Source organism: Paenibacillus xylanexedens (assembly GCF_017874615.1).
Taxonomy (GTDB): domain Bacteria; phylum Bacillota; class Bacilli; order Paenibacillales; family Paenibacillaceae; genus Paenibacillus; species Paenibacillus xylanexedens.
This window is the reverse complement of sequence record NZ_JAGIKV010000023.1, coordinates 81,911-101,371: the sequence shown is the minus strand read 5'-3', so window position 1 is coordinate 101,371 and position 19,461 is coordinate 81,911. Positions and strand designations below refer to the sequence as shown.

Genomic DNA, 19,461 nt, shown 5'->3' with positions numbered 1-19,461 from the left:
TTTTAATTGTTAAGAATTACTTGACTGATAAACAAATTGTTGAGAAAGCTACGGTTATAGGCGAGAAGTACTTTATAGATAATTATGGTGTGGAGGTTGAATTTGTCGACTCACAAGTTATGGCTTCTTATATTACAACTAGAGTGGTGCTATACGGATATATTGTAGGTAAAGAAGAAGATAAGATTAAAATTAGTTTGGATTACCGTGATTTTGAAGTTACAGGAACCGGTATTCCTTTAGATCTTAAAAAGATTGGTGAATAGAAGAACAAATTTTACTTATTGAAGAATGTAAGCTTGTTTGATATCAGATAAGTCCTAAACTGAAGATAGTATTGCCAGGTTTTTTTGATATTTAGGATTTGTTAGACCTAAGCAAAGAAAAAGATACTGGGAAGTGAAAGTGAGAAGAAGTACATATGAAAAGCAGAGGGATTTAGAAAATGAAGAAACTTTTATTAACTGTATTAGCGAGTATATTGACTGTAAGCATGATAGGTTCGGGAAACGAGACAGTTGCAGCTGCAAGTAATCCGAAGCAAGTAGAGGTATTGCTGAATACCGTAAAAATGAAGTTTCCTGATGCGAAGCCATTCCAGGATGGCCAAGGTAGCGTTATGGTTCCAATCCGGTTTGTTTCGGAAGCCCTAGGCGCAAAGGTGATATACTCGAAGGCTGGCAAAGTTTCCAAGGTTGGGATCGTCAGCAAAGATCATAAAGTGGACATGACGATCGGGCAGACTTCAGCCCTCGTTGATGGGCAGAAGAAGGACTATGGCTCGCAAATTATTCTGAAGCAAAATCGGACTTTCGTTCCCCTACGTCTGGTGAGTGAAGGGCTTGGCCAAAAGGTTGAGTGGGACAAGATTGGTCGTTGGGTCTGGATCGGGAACAAAAACTTCCGGAGCACAGATGATAAGGCGTTTAAGTTAACCAAGTTAAGTGATTTTAAAGCATATACACAAAGCATTGAATATTTTAAAAACTTGAAGAAAGAAACTTACCCTGGCGTGAAGATTATTAAAGAGAGTGATTTACCGATTCAACTAGGGAATAGTCAAGTGGTGTACAGCATTAATTTGGTAAAAGGTCCTGGACGTAGCGGCGATGTGGTACAGATTAGAAGTAGTGTCAGAGGAAATCCCATAACGTTCCTAGTAAAAGATAGTTTTGCAAAGGGACGTTCGGTGCTAGATGCGGCTTTTATAAATAATGATGATAAAACAGGAATGAATAACTATCCAGTAGTAAGTAGCTTGGATCTTTTTCAAAATGGAAAATTCGTAGAGAATTATGATTACACGAAGTTCAAATTTTCTTCAGCAGATTATATTCTCTTGAGAGATGGTGATTTGGACGAGTACGCTGTGGCCATCATCAATCCATTCAAGTAAGGGGAAAAGATTGATGAAAAAGACCATCAGTTCAATACTCAGTTTCAGTTTGATAATCATTTTGTCCTCTGTGCTCGTCCTATTTACTTATCATCTCGGTAAAGCTGAAGCAACTGTTTAGTTGATGCCTCTGAACGGATTCAACAGAACCTTTTCGAGTATACCGAGAGCAGCCCATAGTCAGCGACTTGTACCGATTGTGTGGGATCTTCAAATGAGTATTAAGCAGTTGGATGAATGGCACCTGGAGCATACGTCGGAACTAGTGGACTACATTAATCAAAAGGGAGAAGATTTTTATACAAGTAGATTCCGGAGCACAGTGAAAATTTACATAGTAGTAAAAGAGCCTAAACGAACTAAATCTAACTAATCGGAGAGTGGAACAATTGAAAAAATAATGTTATCCATATCTCTCTATTAATGTAAATACAATTGAACCAATAAATTCAATGGATCCGAACCATTTCATTATGAAACGTGAATCCCTGTTTAAATAATGCAGAAGGTGGCGGTATTGCTCCATTGTATGAGGAGTGCTTGATATCAGATGAGTTCTAAATTAAAAGTTTTATTGACCATTTTAGTGATCTTAGTTTTATCGGTGAGTGGATGTACAATTGCATATCAGATTGAGAATAATATTATCATCAAAAAGGCTACTCCTATAGGAATAGAATATTTTAAAAGTGAGTATGATGTCACGGTTGAATTTACAGATTCTCAAGTTTTTGATGGTTATGTTTATCCAAAGGTTAATTTATATGGTTATGTTAACAACGATATCAATGAGAAGGTTTCTATTTCAATTAACTATAATACTTATGAGGTAGAAAACGTAGGTGGTCCAAAGTGGCTGTTTCAATTAGAATAAATTTTTTGGATCCGAAGGGTCATATGTAATAAATGGAAGAAATCAGTGCCCTTTTTGAAGCTTAAGAAAATTAAAGTGATTAATTGAGATGTTGATTAGAGCATATGGTACTCAATAAGTAACCAATAAATTTGAATTGTTCAAATAAAAAGTTACTAAAACCTTACATACGGAGAGTGGAAAAATTGAAAAAAATAATGTTACCTATAATGAGTGCTGTAGTAGTCGTATCGACATTGATTTCTTCCCAGGCTTCTGCCGCAACAACAACCTTCAAAGATGTGCAAGCTAATCACTGGGCAAAGTCTGCTATTGAATCTGCGGTTTCCAAGGGATACTTCAAAGGATACGGTAATGGATTGTTCAAGCCCAATGCTTCGGTAACAAGAGCAGAATTTGCATCCCTAATTTCACGAGTAGCCAAAGACATGACACTTCCGGAAGATGCCCAGACTGATTCATTTAAGGATCTGAATGGACACTGGAGTAAAGCTGAGGTGGATCGGGCGGTTACTTTGGGGTTCATTAATACCAAAGAGTATCCAAACGGATTTAAACCAAGTACTCCGATTACTCGCGAGGAAATGGCCAAATGGTTGAGTTCCGGATTGGTTGCTTCCAGTGCTGAGTATAAAACAGCATTTGCTGAAACGAAAGGAACGTTACTTCCAGTCAAAGAGTCGTTTAAACCAGGAATTGCTCAAGATAAAATTCCTTATCTCGCTGTTGCAATGGGAACCAACTTGATGAACGGTTTTCCAGACGGATCGTTTGGAATGGACAAAACAACAACACGAGCGGAATCTTCTGCTATTTTGTTGCGACTCGAAAATGTACTGAAAAAGGATGCCACTGCATTTGATGATTTAACCGAGCTACGTATGGTAGGAATAGAAAAATCTAATCTTGAATTGGTATCTAGTTTGACAACAGGCAATACCTCTATCTCTGATATTTCAGGTAAGAGAAAAACCTTTAGAAATGGATCTGGGAGTCTGGAGTTTCACCGTTTAATTGCTGTGAATGTGCAGGAATGGAATAAAAAGAAAAGCATCTATGCGCCACTCTTTGTTGCAGCAGATGATAAGTCCTTTTATGATGAAATGACAAATGTACTACCAGTATTTTCAGAAATCACTATTTATCCTAAGGCTAAAGACTTTGATGTAATTCATTATTTAAATGGTGTTATTGATTTTACAGGTGGATCTAAAATAGTAAACAAATTGCATGAAAAGTATGGGTACATTAATTTGCCCAACATGAATACAAAGCAATTCTTCAAAGAAAACAATAAGGGAGTAAGACTATGGGTTGCTAACTACATTGATCTCAATAACCCGAATTCCCAATTTGATATGGACGGTGGATCGTTTGCTGTGATCAGAAAGAAATGAGGTTAGTTTAGAATGAAGAAGTATGTTTTTTCTGTTTTGTTTACCCTCATAATTGTATATCTTACATTTGCATTATCTTATACATCATATGCAAATTTTAATAAAGGTTACCCAAATAAAGGTATTGAAGTTAATCCTAGTGGATTAGCCAAAGGTAAACAATCAATAAAGGTAATGGTGACAGGAACTGCCTCCCCTCACCCTATGACAGTATGGACGCAAGGTGACGGTGATATTTGGTCAGCAACAAGGAATGAAGGTGCTGATCGAGTAACAACAACCACATATGGAAGTGGAGCAGATGCCGTACCAAGAGGAGATGAATTTGTAAAAGATAAGATTAATACACAAAATTATGTTCCAGCATCATTAGGTGATGATAAACAAAACCTTTTCAGAAGGCCATATGTGAAATCATTAGGGATAGAAGACATTAACTATGTCTCGGCCCCAAGTTATACAGTTGAACCTGGATCAAAGCCGGAGTATGAAAAAGGTAATTTGTTTGCAATACTAAAAACAAAAACAGGATACCCGAAGCAAGCAACAAAAAAAGAACCTTATGGTGGTGTTAGACCTGATGGACATCGTAAATACCAAGCGACCTATGATACCCCGTTGAAAATTGAATACTCCGGTTACGTGACTGAAACCAAAGAGATCCGTGTCCGAGAAGACATGCAACTTCAGGTTAATGATGTGAAATCCCTTGTAGCAGAAATCCGAACCAAGCAGTATGACCAAGAAGAATTCGGTAACTGGGTGAATGTTTCCAAACGCGCCGACCAAATCGAGTGGAGTTCAAATAAACAAAACGTAGTTTATGTAGAACCAAAAACTGGTCAGATCGTTGCGAAAAATATTGGTACAGCAATCATCACGGCAAAATGGAAGAATTCCGAAGATGGACCGTATCACATTTATGAAAATGTAACGATTACAGTTGGCGACACACCACCACCCGAAATTCCGGAAACGCCAGATGCGGCATGTGCAGAGTCACCTGTCGGAGAAATGACAGGGGAGAGAATGGACCCTAATGCAAGCGCAGTTATTAAGGCCGATCAACGTGGAAGTGAGCCATTCGACGTACTGCGAGGTATCCCTACCTCCGAGAGTTTATATGGCAATGTATTTGGTCTAAGTTACCTATTCCAAAATAAGTTTGTGAATATGCAAGGCACTTGTACATATACCGTAGTTGTTGAAAAAACGTATAACAAAACGTGGACAGACGTAAAGGAAATCTCGGATGGTAAAGGCGGTACGACAACGGTATCAACTCCAAGATCTAGAGATGTAAAAGTACCCTACACCTATACTGTGAAACGGGATTTCGAGTATTGGAAAATTGACACTTTGCTTGTTTATGAGATAACCGATGCGATCCTAAAAAACTATGCTTTACCACAGATTGAACTATATCCTGCTGATTATCGTAGTCCCATCTATGCGGCGGCTACGAACGGTACCTTTTACGCACCCAATACACCGGCTGTGTTAACAGCGCCTTCACAGCCAGTGCCGGGAGGGACCAGCGAACCTCCAACACCAACAGATGATCTCTCATCAATTGCGGAAGATGCTGTGCCAAAGGTCCAAGTTAAGAATGACTATTTGAAGTTTAATGGGGCTGTTGTCATGGACAACGCAAAAGTAGAAGAAACGGGGCCAACGCCAGGTCAGATCGCAGAACCCCAAATGATTGGCAAAGATGTTCTGTACAGTCCTGACAATGAAATATCCAAAACCTTGTTAAATAAGAAGGATACGCCTAGCACAGGCGAAATCCGTTATGAATTAATGAGTGGAAATGTTAATGAGGGTAATGAGGAAGAAACCTTTGAAATTCCGGGGATTAACACGGTCACTGTTCATACTCCGGTCGTGAACTATTCTCTTGTTTCAGACGATCAGCCTCATAATCAGAAAACGATACCGAATATGGATCGGTCTGCCCTTATTTTGGAGCGGCCGTTCACAGTCCGTATCCCCACGAGCGGACAGCATTTGGATGTCAACTCGTATCCGGGATATGGGGATCGAGATTATGCCAAATATTATCGAATCAAACAGGTGAGGTTTCCGTTTGACGTGTACAGTGCCGACCAGACACAGTTTTACCCGCGGAGTACGTGGATTGATATTCCGGTGTACGTGCTCGATACCACCTTTTATCTGCCTGTATGGGTAGACGAAGGAGATTACCAGGTGGAGTTCCGCAATATTGCAGAGAATGCACCTGCCGAGTTTGAATCGATGTCCAGAAGCAATGCCCAACCCGATGCCAACACAGATCTAACCTATCATCTGGCCAGCGACGAAGTATCTGTGGAGGTCATTGGGAGGTTATACGACTTTGAAATCACGGACATTGCAGACTACAACTGGGAGCTTGTTTTCCGGCGATTTAAGGGCAGTATTGCCCCAACCTGGATCAGTTATTGGACGGGAACGCAGGGCATCGACGGTGACAAGCGGGGGAACAAACCGCAATTCACCGTACCGATTCGCCCAGGCAGTCATCCGCTGCAAGGGTATCAGAATGTGGCTGTGAAGACGGGATATCACTTTAAGTTTGATTTCAAAACCAAGGGCAATATGTTCGGGTCCAGAGACGGCATTCGCCTGACTCCGACCTTTGATTTTGTTAGCAAAGATGGGAAAACACGCGTACCAGTAGATCTGTATTACTCGACGAACCAGCGAAGTTTTATTCGTATTGGTTCAGCAGAGGATCAAGTCAAGCGGTTTGTCATTCTCAATGACCGGTTACGTCAAGTACCTTCGGAACAACTACGAGATACGGCGACCTACAAATATAATCGCTATGGCGAAATTCATCCAGGGATGATGAGTGAACGTACGTATCAGGAGTACTATCGGGATAAATTTACGAAGATGAAAACCCCTGTAGGCGGATACAGTCTGCTGCTGATGCCGGAGCAATTACGTACGTTTATCGGACCCAAAACGAATATTCCGACGAACGCAAGTGCGGATGTACTTCGTGCAAATGCTGCCATTCAGCAGTGGTATGGAGAGTATAGTCTACCTGCCGAGCCTTACGTGGTTCAAGCAGGAACCAATTTGGCCGAGTATGGGCGTACCCATGGTGGTTTAGATGCAAAGTCACCGATCTTCCTGAAAAATGGTTATATTGTTGTGAACTTTAACTTGGAGTCGATCCAGGAAGGGAACCTGGGGGCTCCGCATCTGCAATATATCCATGCACCGCTGATGAACCAATGGTTGCTGGAAGGATTTCAGCGTCAAGTCGAAGATAGCTATGGCAACTCGTTTACTTTAAGGGACGGAGACGTAGTGTTCTACCATGCCGATCGTTCCAGCCGGGATGATTTCAGTGCACAGGTGCCGCACTAGGTAGTATGAAGAGTACAATAACAAGAAGGCGATTCTTACTTTGGTAAGTATCGCCTTCTTGTTATTTATCCAAATTAACGTTGCAAAAAGCTATCCCGTTACCCCATCTTCCGCCCAAGCTGCTCGATCTTATCCAACCAATTCTTTCTCTGTTCATCTGACTTCTTACCAACTTGATCTACAGTTGTTATCCGCACAGGTTTGATGCCAGTCAGTGCAAATGTGGAGATCTTCATCATTTTATGTGCGGGCTCACCCTGGAACCATTTGAAATACCAGCTTGGGCCATCCATGGTAGTGATCATACGGGCGGTGCGGCCTTTGAGCAGTTGATCCGGGAATGGTTTTCCTTTCTGATACTTGAAGGCGTAACCTGGCATAAAGATTCGGTCAACGAAACCTTTCAGCAGGGCAGGTGGTCCCCCCCACCAGATTGGGAATACCCATACAAGATGCTCAGCCCACTTAATCGCTTCTTGAGCTTGTAGCAAATCCGGTTCGAGCGGAAGTTTATTACGATATCCTCCTTCCAGATTCATGTTGAACGTCAGCTCATTCAGGGTGATCATGCGGACGTCTGCGCCAGCCTGCACCGCGCCTTTACGGTAAGCTTCGGCTAGTGCGCCGTTGTAACTGGGGGAGACGGGATTGCCTTGAATAATTAATATTTTTTTCATGGAAGATGACACGTCCTGACTATTTTAGTTAATGAACACTAACCTCATGTGCAAAAAGAAAAGGTCACGTGTGACCCGGTAATCCATTCGTATATCCTAATGGTATGCTAACGATTCTCTTTTAAAAGTTGTTCAAAAAGTCCGCTTTTGATTACGAATCATGCCTAGCGGCATCATCAGCATCGAAGATGGGATTCAGCCGAAATAAGCGGAAACTTACGAAGGTTGTTTCCTTCGGAAACAATGTAGTTGCTCACGTCGTTTTCCCTACGCTCCGCTACTCCATTTCTAGCTTCATCCCATTTCCATCGTTACTCCTGAGGTAAGTGCCCCAACATCGATGCAAGACGGTGAACCGTTTCCCCCGTATAAGGTACTAACAGCTCTGGTAGCTCACCTTGCATACTGGAGACCGCCATGCGTGTAATTGCACCGATCACCAGCACGGCTGTAAGCCGTGAATCCTGCTGAGGCAGTTCACCCCGCATCATTCCCTGATCGATCAGATCCATCAACGCATCCAACGGCTGACGGTAATCCTCGCTACTTCCGGCTTCAATGAATATTTCATGATTCTGTGAAATCAGCAGCAGCCCGTAGGGATCTTCATCATGCAGATGGAGAACCTCGGTAACCAGTTGCTTGAAGCGTTCCAACACCGGACCTTCCTGTCGAACATACCCGTCAATCAGTGCAGTATAGTCGACACAGTATTGGGTGAAGGCTTCCAGGGCAACGGCATCTTTGTTTTTAAAATGTTTGTAGATCGCCGCATCGGTTACTCCGGCGGCGTCACCGATCTCTTTGACGGATATGCCGTCAACGCCTTTGGTTGCGAACAAGCGCATCGCCGCTTGTAGGATATCTTTCTTTTTGCTATCCACATGAGATTTGTTCTTCATGATTGTATAGTAAGTGATTACTAACCAAAATGCAATAAGTAATTTTGAAACTCTGAATTGAGACACTGAATAAGCGCTTACGAACAAAGCTTGCAGGGTTGTGAACGGCAACGTATGATGAATAGAAATCTTAATCGGAGCAGCAGGGAGAACGAAACGGATGGTGGATAGCGTGAAAGAAGAGTTGGATGCATACAGCTGGGTGACGCCCGAAGGAATGCTGAATGATCACTATATAACAAGCCGCGAACAGTTGTATAAAGGAATGAACGGACGATATGTGGAGCGATTCACTATTCCTACCGGGGGCAGTTATATTTTCAAACCACTGACGAATCCTGCACAGCATGGACGGGAACGATGGATGTACGAGCGTGTGATGTCTGGCTTACCACCGATCTATCCGCAGCTCATTGCAGCGTCAGACCTTACCATTGCTCCAGCACAGAGCTGGATGATCTACGAGGATCTGGGGCAACTGGTGCATGATTCACAAGAAGCGACGATGCTCGGCGCAGCGGTACATATGGCGGCGTGGCATGCGCTACCTGTTACGAATTGGAGCGAACTGCCTCGCGTGGGCCAGAAACCATCCATTCGCACAATGTTGGATGAGTTGCAAATGCATAGGCAATCTACCGATGAACTGTTATCCAGATTGGATATGCAGCTATCCGCATCCGATTGGGATAAGACCACTAGGTTGATCCTCACGGCAGAGGAAGAACTTCCTACTGTTTTGTGTCACGGAGACCTGCATCCAGGTAACATGGCGGAGGTGGACGGCAGATTGGTCATCTTGGACTGGGAGCATGCCCATCTGAATACGCCACTGTGGGATATATATCACCTAGTTGATCTCTCGCATCCGCTGTTTCCCAGAACGGTTACGCCTGCATTGCGAGAGCGGGTCATGGATGTTTATTTGGACAAACTGGGGAGCCTAGGCATGCAGATTGAACGGGTTTCTTTTACAGAATGGTACGACGCTTATGCTAGTGTATTCTCACTCTGGATGCTGCGTTTGATTGACGGTGACCTGAGAAGTGAGGAATGTGTGTGGCCGAAGGAACAGTTGCGTAACCAGTGGCATGAGACGGCATCGACGCTGGAACAGTGCATGAAGCACATGGCTGAGGAATAGAAATGAGGGGTGAGAAGCTTGCGTAAAGTCGGACTTGTTATGCGTAAAATTCAATTCACGGAAGCACAGGGGCCACGCGTATTTGCGGATCGGCTGAAGCAGATTGGTCTGGAGCTGGGCGTGGATATTGTGTTCATCTCGCCGGAGCGTCATGTCAGCGGATACGACTGGTTGCCGGGTTATGAGCATGAGAAAGGTGACCTGGTGAACTACGATATTGTGCTGGACCAGATTCATAGTCAAAATATAGAGCATGTCATCTACACCGTATCCGGGTTTACGTTTTTGAAGATGTTCTTACCGAAGAGTGTATTGTTCCCGCACAGTTTCCCCGATCCCGCGCTGACGGGATATGAGATGATGAAGCCATTTTATACGATGGTGGATAAAGCCATTGTGCAGACGGAGTTTTTGAAAACAGAACTGGGCCGCAATTTCGGCGTACATGACGTGAACGTCATCCCGATTGGTTTCAGCGAAGAGCTGGCGAACCGGCACTATGACCCGAGCCAGGTTGTGCATAATCGGGTGCTCTGGATCGGTCGGGATGAGGCGAACCGTCGCCCGGATCTAGTTTTGGAATATGCTCGGCAGAACCCGGACAAGGAAGTGTACATGGTGTTCGGCGGTGTTCGTTATAAGGAAACCATGAAAAAGTACGATATTCCTGCCAACGTGAAGCTGAAGTTTGCGCTCACGCAGGATGAGATATTTACGTTGATGAATTCTGCGAAGGTGTATTGGAGCTGTTCGGCCTTTGATACGTTTGCGATGCCGCTGACGGAAGCGATGGCGATGGGCAAAATGGTCGTGAAACCGGAGCATGCCTGCTACGGTCACATTCGATCCACACATGCCTTTGCAGGCAACGAGGATAACTGGTTTGAACTGGTGAACATGGCTGCGGCCGCGCCGCGCAGTGTGTCAGAAGACAACCGGGAGTATGCGTTTGGTGCTTTTTCGCGCACGAAGATGAAAGAAGGGTACCGGAACTTTTTCTCAGATTGGTTGAAGTAACGTAAGGTCTGTAACAAAGGGCTTGATCCATCCAGCAACAGGAGGGGAACCTTATGGAAGTACTGATCTTGTGGACATTGGGAATGTGGGCGGTGCAGCTGCTGATTGAATGGCTTATCTACCGGTTGCAAGGACGCCGAATGACGTGGGTACAATATATATTGCCATGTGTGGCCTTGCTTGGCGGTGCCGTTGTAATCATGATCAGCATCGATATTGGCGGGTGGAACGGCATCGGATATGCCCTGCTCGGTGCATCACTGGGTGCCGCGGGAATGTTAACACTTATTACGGTGGCGATCAGGGATGTGATGCTTCGGCGACGGGGCAGGAACTAAGCGGGATAATGAAACTACTATACAGTAAGATTGAATTGGGCGAAGGGATGGTTGCGGAAACGCATTCGTCTGTGATATATTTACATTAATTATGACAAGGGAGGTGAAGACAGGTGAATCACGAGATGCTTAACAACCGTATTAGCCAGCTGCCGATTGCTATGGCTGGCATTGTTCATACTTTTCTGACCAACGGGAGAAGTCTGTCCAATTTTGAATATACGGAAGTTAACATTTGCGAGAAGATGCCTGCCTTGACCTCATTCGGACGATAAGCGATATTGCTTGAATTCTGAAGGGCCGCGGAGCTAACCTCCTGCGGCTCTTTTTGTGTTGCGGTCAGGATCTTCCATACCATAGGAGGAACCTTATTATGATGATTATTAGCGCGCAACAACTGACTCAATACCACGGAGCACATCTGGTGCTGGACGGCATTACGTTTGAGATTATGGAAGGTGACAAGGTCGCCCTGATCGGCCGCAACGGAAGCGGCAAAACCACACTTATGCGCCTGATGGCAAGACTGAACAAGCCGAATGAAGGGCAATTGATGATCAAGAAAGATACACGAATGGGATATGTGGCTCAGGTTCCAGAAGGATTGGATGACCATACCGTACTGGATGTACTGAGTCTTGGATTCAAGGAGCTTATGATATGTCGCACGCAAATGAAGGAAATGGAGCAGCAGATGTCCGATCCGGCATGTGCAGCAGACCCTAATCAATTGGAGCGCCTGCTGAAGCGCTACGCGGCACTGCAAGACCAGTTCGAGCGTGAGGGTGGATACGAAATGGATGCCCGCATCGATCAGGTGGCGGACGGTCTGGATATCGCCAAGGCTCATTATGAATGGCGCTTTGGTTCACTGTCCGGTGGGGAGCAGACCCGGGTGGTGCTGGCCTCGCAGCTGATCGTAAAACCTGATCTTTTATTGCTGGATGAGCCAACGAACCATCTCGATCTGGAGCGGGTCGAGTGGCTGGAAGGATTTTTACGAGAATATCCGGGAACCATTGTCCTGATCTCACATGATCGCTATTTTCTGGATCGGGTGGTGAATCGAACACTGGAGCTGGAGGATGGTGAGGCGCTAACGGCAGCGGGCGGTTATACGGAATATATGAAAGTGAAGGAACAACGGCTGTTGCAGCAATTCGAGGAGTTCAAGGAGCAGCAGAAGGTTATCAAGAAAATGAAAGAAACAATTCGCCAACTGGAGGAGTGGGGCCGAGTTGGTGGCAATGAAAAGTTCTTCCGGCGGGCCGCTTCCATGCGTAAAGCGCTGGAACGGATGGAACAGGTGAAGCGTCCTGTGTTGGAGCGACGCAGCGCAGACTTCGATGTGCGTCCTACAGACCGCACGGGTAAACGGGTAGTTGTCTTGGAACAAGTTGAGAAGAGTTATGGCGAGCGAATGATTCTGCGCGGGATCTCGGGTCTGCTGGAATATGGTGACAAGATTGCTCTTATTGGTCGGAACGGCTCCGGCAAGACGACCCTGTTCAAGCTGTTGCTTGGTGACGAGCAGCCCAATGCGGGCAAGTTGGAGTGGGGGGCACGTGTGGATGTGGGGTATCTGGCTCAACAGGAGGAACCTACGAATCCGAAGCTGAACGTACTTGAATACTTCCGTCTGGAAGCGGGCGTGGAGGAAGGAGAGGCACGTGGCATTCTGGCTCGATACCTTTTCTATGGAGCGGATGTATTCCGCTCTGTCGGGCAATTATCCGGCGGGGAATGGACGCGCTTGCGGCTGGCCCTACTGGTGCAGCGTAAACCCAATGTACTGCTGCTCGATGAGCCAACCAACCATCTGGATATCGCATCCAGAGAAGCGCTGGAAGAGTCGCTGGTTGATTTTGAAGGAACCGTACTTGCCATCTCACATGATCGGTACTTCGTCAATCGCCTTGCTTCCCGTGTCTGGGAACTGGAGAGCGGGCAGATGACCGCTTATCTGGGAGACTATGAGGCGTATCGCGAGAAGAAGCTTGATTTGCAAGCTCGTTCGGCGGCGACAACTCAGGCTACAGCAGGAGTGGGAGTTTCTTCTCGTGGAAACACCAAGTCAGAGATGAAGTCAGGTTTAACGTCTGCGCCCGGCGGGACTACCAGATCAGGGAAGAAATCAGAAGCAATCTCGACATTGAACGGTTCCACTGTTGCGGCTACCGATGGAAGTCGAGATTATGAAGCATCTACTGAATCAATCAAGTCGTTGCCCCCTTCGGCAACAGCTGCATCGAATCATAGAAACGGCACTGGCAACAAACAGTCTGCGGAGAAGCTGGAACAGACTTTGGCTCGCCTTGAGGCACAGATTCAGGTGCTGGATCAACAGCTGGAAACGGTGCAGAACAATCCGCTTGAATTGGAACAAATCTGGAATGAACGTGAGCAATTGTCCGCTGAATACAATGATCTATTGGCCCAGTGGGCTGAGTTATAAGTCTGAATGGCATGAGCATAAGATTGAACATACGAGGTCGGAGAATCTTCTCCGGCCTTTTTGGACCGGAGTTACATACCAAACGCGGAATTACTTGTTTTTTCAAGCTTTGTTAATCCGAGATTGGGCGACACATCCTGTTCTTATTTTTACATGTCATGGTGAATAGTGTAACTTTTTACCTCCACATGCGTTAAATACGTTTGTATGAATTGAAACGGCTCACCTAAGAGCTCGCAAAAAGGGAGGTTATCGGTATCTATTATTCATTGACGTATCGGAGTTGGTCGGATGATCGACAGGCGGAGACGGGAGTGCTGGAACAGACTTCAGTCACGCGAGATGAACTGTTCATGCGCAAACTGGTGGATGCCACTCTGGTGAAAAACAAACTCTGGGCGCATCTGTCCAATGAATGCCAGGATGGGCGGGATCATGCAGTATATGTAACGGCTTATGAGCAACAGATGCCGGATGAGTACGGTGCAGCCATTGCGGATGCTGCGCTGGCGATGTGCAAAATGTCTTCCATGTACAGCGCAGAGTATATGTTGTGGAATGGAAGTTCATTTCAGGAGTTGGAACTCACAGCTTCATCCACCTATACGATGGAGCTTGCCGAGCAACTGCTGGACCATTACATGGTTCGCGGTGGCAAGACGTATGAGTTCCTGTATTCCGTGCTGGATGCGGATCGCAAGAAAGTGTTGTTTTATATGAAAGAGGTGGATCTGTGATGAGTGACCAAGAGCGGGGGCAAGCATCGAAACCCGGTTCAAAAGCAAAGCTGGTTGCGTTCTCCCTGATGCTGGCGGTACCTGCCGTGTTATCGGGTTGTGGCAGCAACAATGATGAATGTGACCCGGAGTATGATACCGGTTGTGAATATGATTCCAGCAGTGGGCACTATTACTACGGTGGGTCGTCTTATCGAAGCAACAAGGACAGTAACAGCTCCTATAGCAAATCCAAGTCCAAATCAAGCGGCTTCGGTAGCTTCTTCCGCAGTTCGGGAGGATAACCGGATGAGGCAAGTGGTTCAACTGCCGTTTAGTCACGAAGAGGTGTTTCAGGGTGAAGCGGGACAACAGATTCCATACCATCGAATGTACGGGAAGCAGTATTGTGTACCTACATTGACGGTCTATTCTCCCTCGGAGATACAAGAGCTGCTTACCGCAGCGGAGGAGGTAGACGGCATTTACTGTAAAGTGATGCGATTTATCCAGCAATATATGCCGGATTCTTTTTTGGAGCATCAGTTGGGTATCCATCCCGGGCTTATTCCGGCGGCACGTATGGAGATGGTAACTGGAGGCATTACCCGTCAGGACTGGATTATCGGAGAAGCTGGGCCGAAGTGTATTGAAAATAATACGGACACTCCAACGGGCATACCGGAGGTTGCTGCATTGGAAAATATCCTGGTCGGTCTTGCTGAGGATGCCGCGTTGACCGCACCATCTGCCGAGATGGATACACGTATTCGGGAGTGTTTCAGGATATGGCTGGAATTCTATGCAGAGCAGGGATTAAAGGGTCCGGTGACATTCACTTCTTTTGGAGAACATGTCGAAGATCGAACGAATACGGAATTCTTGATGAGACGTTGTCAGGAAGCCGGATACGAAGTCTTCTATGCTCCACTTGAGGAACTGGAGATTGTTCCAGGGGAGGCGCTTTACCATCAGGGTCGGGAGATTAACCTGCTGTATCGCCTTTATCCACTGGAGTATCTGATCGATGATCGGGATGAGACGACAGGGGTGGACATTGGTGCTGCGCTGCTTGAACTTGTACGTGAGGGACGACTGGGCCTGATGAACCCCGTTCAGCATGTACTCATGCAGAGCAAAGGCTTCATGGCGGCAATCTGGTCGCTCTACGAGCGGAACGAGCAAACCCCGGAATATTGCGGGTTTATCCTCTTTGATGAAGCAGAGATGGACGTGATTTCCCGATATCTGCTGCCCACCTATTTTTCGGCTGAGCCATTCGAACTGAACGCCATATCATATGTAGCCAAAAGCTACTGGGGGCGCGAAGGCAGAGGAACTCTTTTGCTGGATGGAGGAACGGACAATGCCTTTGTAAAGCAGGATATGGAGCATCCTCTTAACGAGGCGCTGGAATTCAATATTGCATCTGGGGCAACGGACGAGAATGAAGAAATTACAGCGTATTACGAAAATCAGCCCAAAATCTATCAGCAGCTGGTTCCGATGGAACAGGTTGTGATCGAGACGGAAAATGGAGCATACAGCGGTTATCTGCTTACAGGGGTGTTTGTTATCGGTGGGCGTTTGGCTGGGTTGCTACCACGGGTCGGGGAGAAAGTAACTGGAGATATGGCCTATTATTGCGCGGCTACGGTTAGTGAACGGATGAATGATGAGGAGGAGAAGGAATGGAAAACTTGGGATTAAACCTCGTGAATGTGGCGGTGGGTGTAGGCATTCTGTTGGTGGTATTGGTATGTGGATATTTCGCTTTTAGCAAATTGACCCGGTATAACGATAGTGAGGAAATCGCCAAAGGTAACGAGGCGGCAGGCATGTATATGGGTAGCAAATTGCTGGGACTGTGTATTATTGTGGGCATGGTATCTTTCTCGACGCATTCGTGGTTGGATATGCTGCTGTGGTCGGCGTTTGGAATTATTGTGCTGTGCCTGGTCTATATTATATTTGATTTCCTGATTCCGAAGATGCGGGTATGTGACGAAATTGCACGAGGCAATATGGCTGTAGCACAGCTGCTGCGTTCGATTATCATCGGCGTTTCCATCGTCATTGGTACGTTTTTGATGTAAAATAAGACATAGTGTTTTATAGAATGTACTATATAAACGGAAGAAGGAGCGCGGCATCATGAGAAGAGTCATCATCGATACAGATACAGCAGGAGACGATACGATTGCGATCCTGACGGCATTGCATCACTTTCAGGTGGAAGGCATCACCATTACGGGCGGTAACGTACAATTCGACCAGGAGGTTGAAAATGCCCTGTACACGGTACAGGTTGCTGGACATGGCGGCAAGGTGCCTGTGTATAAAGGTTGCGAGCGTCCGCTAATGGCCTATGGAAAGGCTCAGCACCGTACAGTGGAAGACGTGCATGGCGATGACGGCATGGGTGGCGCGCATTTCCCGAAGGCAGATCAGCGTCCCGAGAGCGGGCATGCGGTTGATTTTATCATTGAGAAGGTGCACGCACATCCGGGCGAAATTGAACTTCTGGCTATTGCTCCACTGACTAACATTGCAATGGCGATCCAGAAGGACCCAACGATTATTCCAGAAATTGCTCACCTGTACATCATGGGCGGAACGAATAATGCACTGGGCAATATCACACCGGCGGCGGAGTATAACTTCTACGTGGACCCGGAAGCAGCGAAAATTGTACTGCATGCAGGCATTCCGATCACGATGGTTGGCTGGGAGATGTGCACGCAATATTCAGTGATGGACGATGATGATCATGCAGAGATTGCGGCTCTGGGTACATCGGGTGCCGATTTCTTCACCGCTATCAACAAAGTGGTTATGCAGTTCAACAAGTCGGTACATAAACTCAATGGCACCACTCATCCCGATACGTTGCTGATGGCTGTAGCCGCAGATGAATCCATCATGACCAAGTCGGGTCAGTATTATGTGGATGTGGAAGCAGCAGGAGAACTGACACGCGGATACAGTGTGGTTGATATCAACGGACGTTTTGGCAAAGAGCCTAATGTACGCGTCTGTGAGGCCATTGATCGGCCGAAGTTCAAATCGATGCTGCTGGATGTTCTCTCAGCGATCCAATAAACATAGTAATTTAACTGCAGGACAAATAAAAAATCCGTGCCTTTTCCAGGTACGGATTTTTTATTGCCTATGTTTTGGAATAACTACTTCACCTGTCGTAGTAAATTGTGCTATACTTCAACTACTACGACAGATGAAGTAATGAGGAGGAGTATCTTTTGTGATCAGCAGTGACGTTATACGTGGCTACAATGATACGCTGATCCTCTACATGCTGCTCGAAGGGGAGTCGTACGGCTACGAGATTTCCAAGAACATCAGGCAGCTGACAGAGGAAAAGTACGTCATGAAGGAGACGACATTATACTCGGCCTTCACCCGATTGGAGAAGAACGGTTATATTGAATCGTTTTACCTGGATGAGAATAGTTTGGGAAAGCGTCGTACCTATTACCGGATTACGCCGCCCGGCCTCGACTATTACAGAGAAAAGTGTGAGGAATGGAAGGTTACGCAGGAGGTTGTTAATCTATTTATCAGGGAGTTGTGACGGAACATGGAGACAATTATGGTGTATCTGGAGAACATGTTTGCTGGTCTACCGAAGACACCCGAGGTGGAGCATCTGAAGCAGGAGCTCCTTTCGGGGATGGAAGATAAGTACCTGGAGTTGAAGCGGGAAGGCAAGTCGGAGAATGAAGCCATCGGTATTGTGATCTCAGAATTCGGTAATATCGAGGAGCTAACTGCAGAACTCGGTATTCAACCAGTCAGTGCAGAAGAGGCAGTACCTGTGCTGACGGAAGAAGAAGCCTACGCATATACCACTGCAAAAAGAAATGCCGGATTTTGGATCGGGCTGGGTGTTTTATTATGCGCGTCGGGTGTGGCGTTTCTGATTTTCATGGATACTTTATTTGATAACTATGCCACTTCAGCTGCAAACCGTTCGGTGGAAACGGGGGCTGTACTGGGCCTGATCGGCATGTTCGTGCTGATTGCCATTGCGGTAGGCATGTTCATTCACAGTGGCATGAAGCTTGAACGCTTCAGTCATATGGAGAAGGGCTTCCAGCTTCCTTATACACTTAAAATGAGTATTCAGCATAGTCGGGAGAGCTTCGCTCTGACTTATCGTATAGCCATCATTACGGGTGTCTGCCTGTGCATTCTGTCTCCTGTGTTTATTTTCGCAGCCTCCTCTATCAATGATAACTACGCCTCTTATGGTGTATCTGCCTTTATGGTTATGGCTGGGGTAGGAGCATTCCTGTTTGTATATTACGGTAATATTCAGGGGGCTTACACGAACTTGCTGGAGAAGCACCAGTTGACGGTAGAGAAGAAGCAAGAAGTAAAGGTTGTGAGAGCCGTGGAAGCGATTGTATGGCCGCTGGCGACAGCCATCTTCTTGTTCACAGGCTTTGTATATCAACGGTGGGATATCAATTGGGCCATATTCCCGATTACAGGCATTCTCTCCGGCAGCTTTAGCAATGTGTACCATATTATGAAAAGTAAAAATCCGTCCTGAGCACTACTTAAGCTAGTAAAGCCCACTTGATCTATATTGATCAGGTGGGCTTTTTTTGCTCCATTTAATCTAGTTTTGCTGCAACAAAAACGAGTGAATGCCTGTCGTGACCAGATCATGGTCTTCTTCATCAGGCAAACCCGATACCGTAATGGTGCCGACCTGTCCCTCATTTTCCAGAATCAACGGGAAAGCGCCACCAGCCAGTACATATTCAGATGTAGGCAGATTGAAGTCTTGCTCAAGTGTCTGGTTTTCGCTTCTCAACCGCAGGGCGGTATGCCAAGAACTGGAGGAGAAATGATTCACTACGTTGTTCTTGCGTCGAATCCAGTCTTCGTTGTCAGGATGAGTGCCTTCCATCGCATGCAAAAAGAGACGATGTCCTTTCAGGGTAATGTCGATGGTCACGGCTTGGGAACGACGCTTCGCTTCTTCAACCAGATGCAGGCCAAGGTTAAGTGCCATTTCAGAATTAAATGTGCCAAATACCAAGTCCTTTTCTTCCTGTTGCATTTCCTTTAATTTCTCTGTCATGATCAGGTTCAAATTACAGGCAGCCCCTTTACATATATGATTGATGTC

General features: G+C 46.0%; 20 protein-coding genes and 1 pseudogene. 18 read left to right on the top strand and 3 right to left on the bottom strand.

All coding sequences use genetic code 11. The features are described 5' to 3' along the window. Positions 1-20: 20 nt before the first annotated feature. The 6 genes and pseudogenes from J2Z28_RS24865 to J2Z28_RS24845 all read left to right on the top strand — a co-directional run bounded on the left by J2Z28_RS24865 (position 21) and on the right by J2Z28_RS24845 (position 7,051). Positions 21-266, top strand: a complete 246-nt coding sequence (locus J2Z28_RS24865) for a hypothetical protein (protein WP_152417141.1) — start codon at positions 21-23, stop codon at positions 264-266. A gap of 179 nt (positions 267-445) precedes the next feature. After that, positions 446-1,396 (top strand): copper amine oxidase N-terminal domain-containing protein, encoded by a 951-nt coding sequence (locus J2Z28_RS24860; protein WP_017691689.1) that lies wholly within the window; start codon positions 446-448, stop codon positions 1,394-1,396. 132 nt (positions 1,397-1,528) lie between these two features. Further along, positions 1,529-1,722 (top strand): annotated as a pseudogene (locus J2Z28_RS31865) (lipase family protein); the annotation flags it as partial. A 224-nt stretch (positions 1,723-1,946) separates the two neighbouring features. Further along, complete coding sequence (locus J2Z28_RS24855) at positions 1,947-2,270, top strand: hypothetical protein (RefSeq protein WP_017691690.1); 324 nt, start codon at positions 1,947-1,949, stop codon at positions 2,268-2,270. A 176-nt stretch (positions 2,271-2,446) separates the two neighbouring features. Next, entirely contained in the window at positions 2,447-3,667 is a 1,221-nt protein-coding gene (locus tag J2Z28_RS24850) for an S-layer homology domain-containing protein (RefSeq protein WP_415841483.1), read from the top strand. 12 nt (positions 3,668-3,679) lie between these two features. Then, positions 3,680-7,051, top strand: a complete 3,372-nt coding sequence (locus J2Z28_RS24845) for a DUF5704 domain-containing protein (protein WP_211084685.1) — start codon at positions 3,680-3,682, stop codon at positions 7,049-7,051. A gap of 98 nt (positions 7,052-7,149) precedes the next feature. Here the strand turns inward: J2Z28_RS24845 and J2Z28_RS24840 are convergent, their stop codons facing one another. Further along, positions 7,150-7,728, bottom strand: a complete 579-nt coding sequence (locus tag J2Z28_RS24840; RefSeq protein WP_211084684.1) for an NAD(P)H-dependent oxidoreductase — start codon at positions 7,726-7,728, stop codon at positions 7,150-7,152. 311 nt (positions 7,729-8,039) lie between these two features. Beyond that, positions 8,040-8,630 carry a TetR/AcrR family transcriptional regulator gene (locus tag J2Z28_RS24835; protein ID WP_211084683.1) on the bottom strand — a complete coding sequence of 197 codons (591 nt, stop codon included), beginning with the start codon at positions 8,628-8,630 and terminating at the stop codon, positions 8,040-8,042. 160 nt (positions 8,631-8,790) lie between these two features. On the opposite strand from J2Z28_RS24835, the gene J2Z28_RS24830 reads away from it, so the two are divergent. From J2Z28_RS24830 to J2Z28_RS24775, 12 genes are all read left to right on the top strand, one after another. After that, complete coding sequence (locus tag J2Z28_RS24830) at positions 8,791-9,774, top strand: phosphotransferase family protein (protein WP_211084682.1); 984 nt, start codon at positions 8,791-8,793, stop codon at positions 9,772-9,774. Positions 9,775-9,792: 18 nt separating this feature from the next. Then, positions 9,793-10,791: a glycosyltransferase gene (locus tag J2Z28_RS24825; protein WP_211084681.1), complete on the top strand. Its 999-nt coding sequence runs from the start codon at positions 9,793-9,795 to the stop codon at positions 10,789-10,791. Positions 10,792-10,844: 53 nt separating this feature from the next. Then, positions 10,845-11,129, top strand: coding sequence for a hypothetical protein (locus tag J2Z28_RS24820; protein ID WP_076333795.1), 285 nt, complete (start codon positions 10,845-10,847; stop codon positions 11,127-11,129). 113 nt (positions 11,130-11,242) lie between these two features. Continuing rightward, the gene (locus tag J2Z28_RS24815; RefSeq protein WP_017691697.1) at positions 11,243-11,404 is read left to right on the top strand and encodes a hypothetical protein; all 162 of its coding nucleotides are present in this window, start codon (positions 11,243-11,245) and stop codon (positions 11,402-11,404) included. 98 nt (positions 11,405-11,502) lie between these two features. Continuing rightward, positions 11,503-13,584, top strand: coding sequence for a ribosomal protection-like ABC-F family protein (gene abc-f / locus J2Z28_RS24810; protein ID WP_211084680.1), 2,082 nt, complete (start codon positions 11,503-11,505; stop codon positions 13,582-13,584). A 314-nt stretch (positions 13,585-13,898) separates the two neighbouring features. Beyond that, on the top strand, positions 13,899-14,321 hold the full coding sequence (locus J2Z28_RS24805; protein ID WP_342357551.1) for a hypothetical protein: 423 nt from the start codon (positions 13,899-13,901) through the stop codon (positions 14,319-14,321). Next, a complete protein-coding gene (locus J2Z28_RS24800) occupies positions 14,321-14,605 on the top strand; it encodes a hypothetical protein (protein WP_036671603.1) in 285 nt (94 codons plus the stop codon). Before J2Z28_RS24805 ends, J2Z28_RS24800 begins: the two co-directional genes overlap by 1 nt. A 4-nt stretch (positions 14,606-14,609) precedes the next feature. Further along, on the top strand, positions 14,610-16,010 hold the full coding sequence (locus tag J2Z28_RS24795) for a glutathionylspermidine synthase family protein (protein ID WP_211084678.1): 1,401 nt from the start codon (positions 14,610-14,612) through the stop codon (positions 16,008-16,010). Next, on the top strand, positions 15,992-16,396 hold the full coding sequence (locus J2Z28_RS24790; protein ID WP_017691702.1) for a DUF350 domain-containing protein: 405 nt from the start codon (positions 15,992-15,994) through the stop codon (positions 16,394-16,396). Before J2Z28_RS24795 ends, J2Z28_RS24790 begins: the two co-directional genes overlap by 19 nt. A gap of 58 nt (positions 16,397-16,454) precedes the next feature. Continuing rightward, the gene (locus tag J2Z28_RS24785) at positions 16,455-17,402 is read left to right on the top strand and encodes a nucleoside hydrolase (protein ID WP_036671600.1); all 948 of its coding nucleotides are present in this window, start codon (positions 16,455-16,457) and stop codon (positions 17,400-17,402) included. A 160-nt stretch (positions 17,403-17,562) separates the two neighbouring features. After that, on the top strand, positions 17,563-17,892 hold the full coding sequence (locus J2Z28_RS24780) for a PadR family transcriptional regulator (RefSeq protein WP_017691704.1): 330 nt from the start codon (positions 17,563-17,565) through the stop codon (positions 17,890-17,892). 6 nt (positions 17,893-17,898) lie between these two features. After that, positions 17,899-18,876: a permease prefix domain 1-containing protein gene (locus tag J2Z28_RS24775; RefSeq protein WP_211084677.1), complete on the top strand. Its 978-nt coding sequence runs from the start codon at positions 17,899-17,901 to the stop codon at positions 18,874-18,876. A gap of 69 nt (positions 18,877-18,945) precedes the next feature. On the opposite strand, the gene J2Z28_RS24770 is transcribed toward J2Z28_RS24775, so the two are convergent. Continuing rightward, positions 18,946-19,425 (bottom strand): heme-degrading domain-containing protein, encoded by a 480-nt coding sequence (locus J2Z28_RS24770; RefSeq protein WP_244988516.1) that lies wholly within the window; start codon positions 19,423-19,425, stop codon positions 18,946-18,948. Between the last annotated feature and the right edge of the window lie 36 nt (positions 19,426-19,461).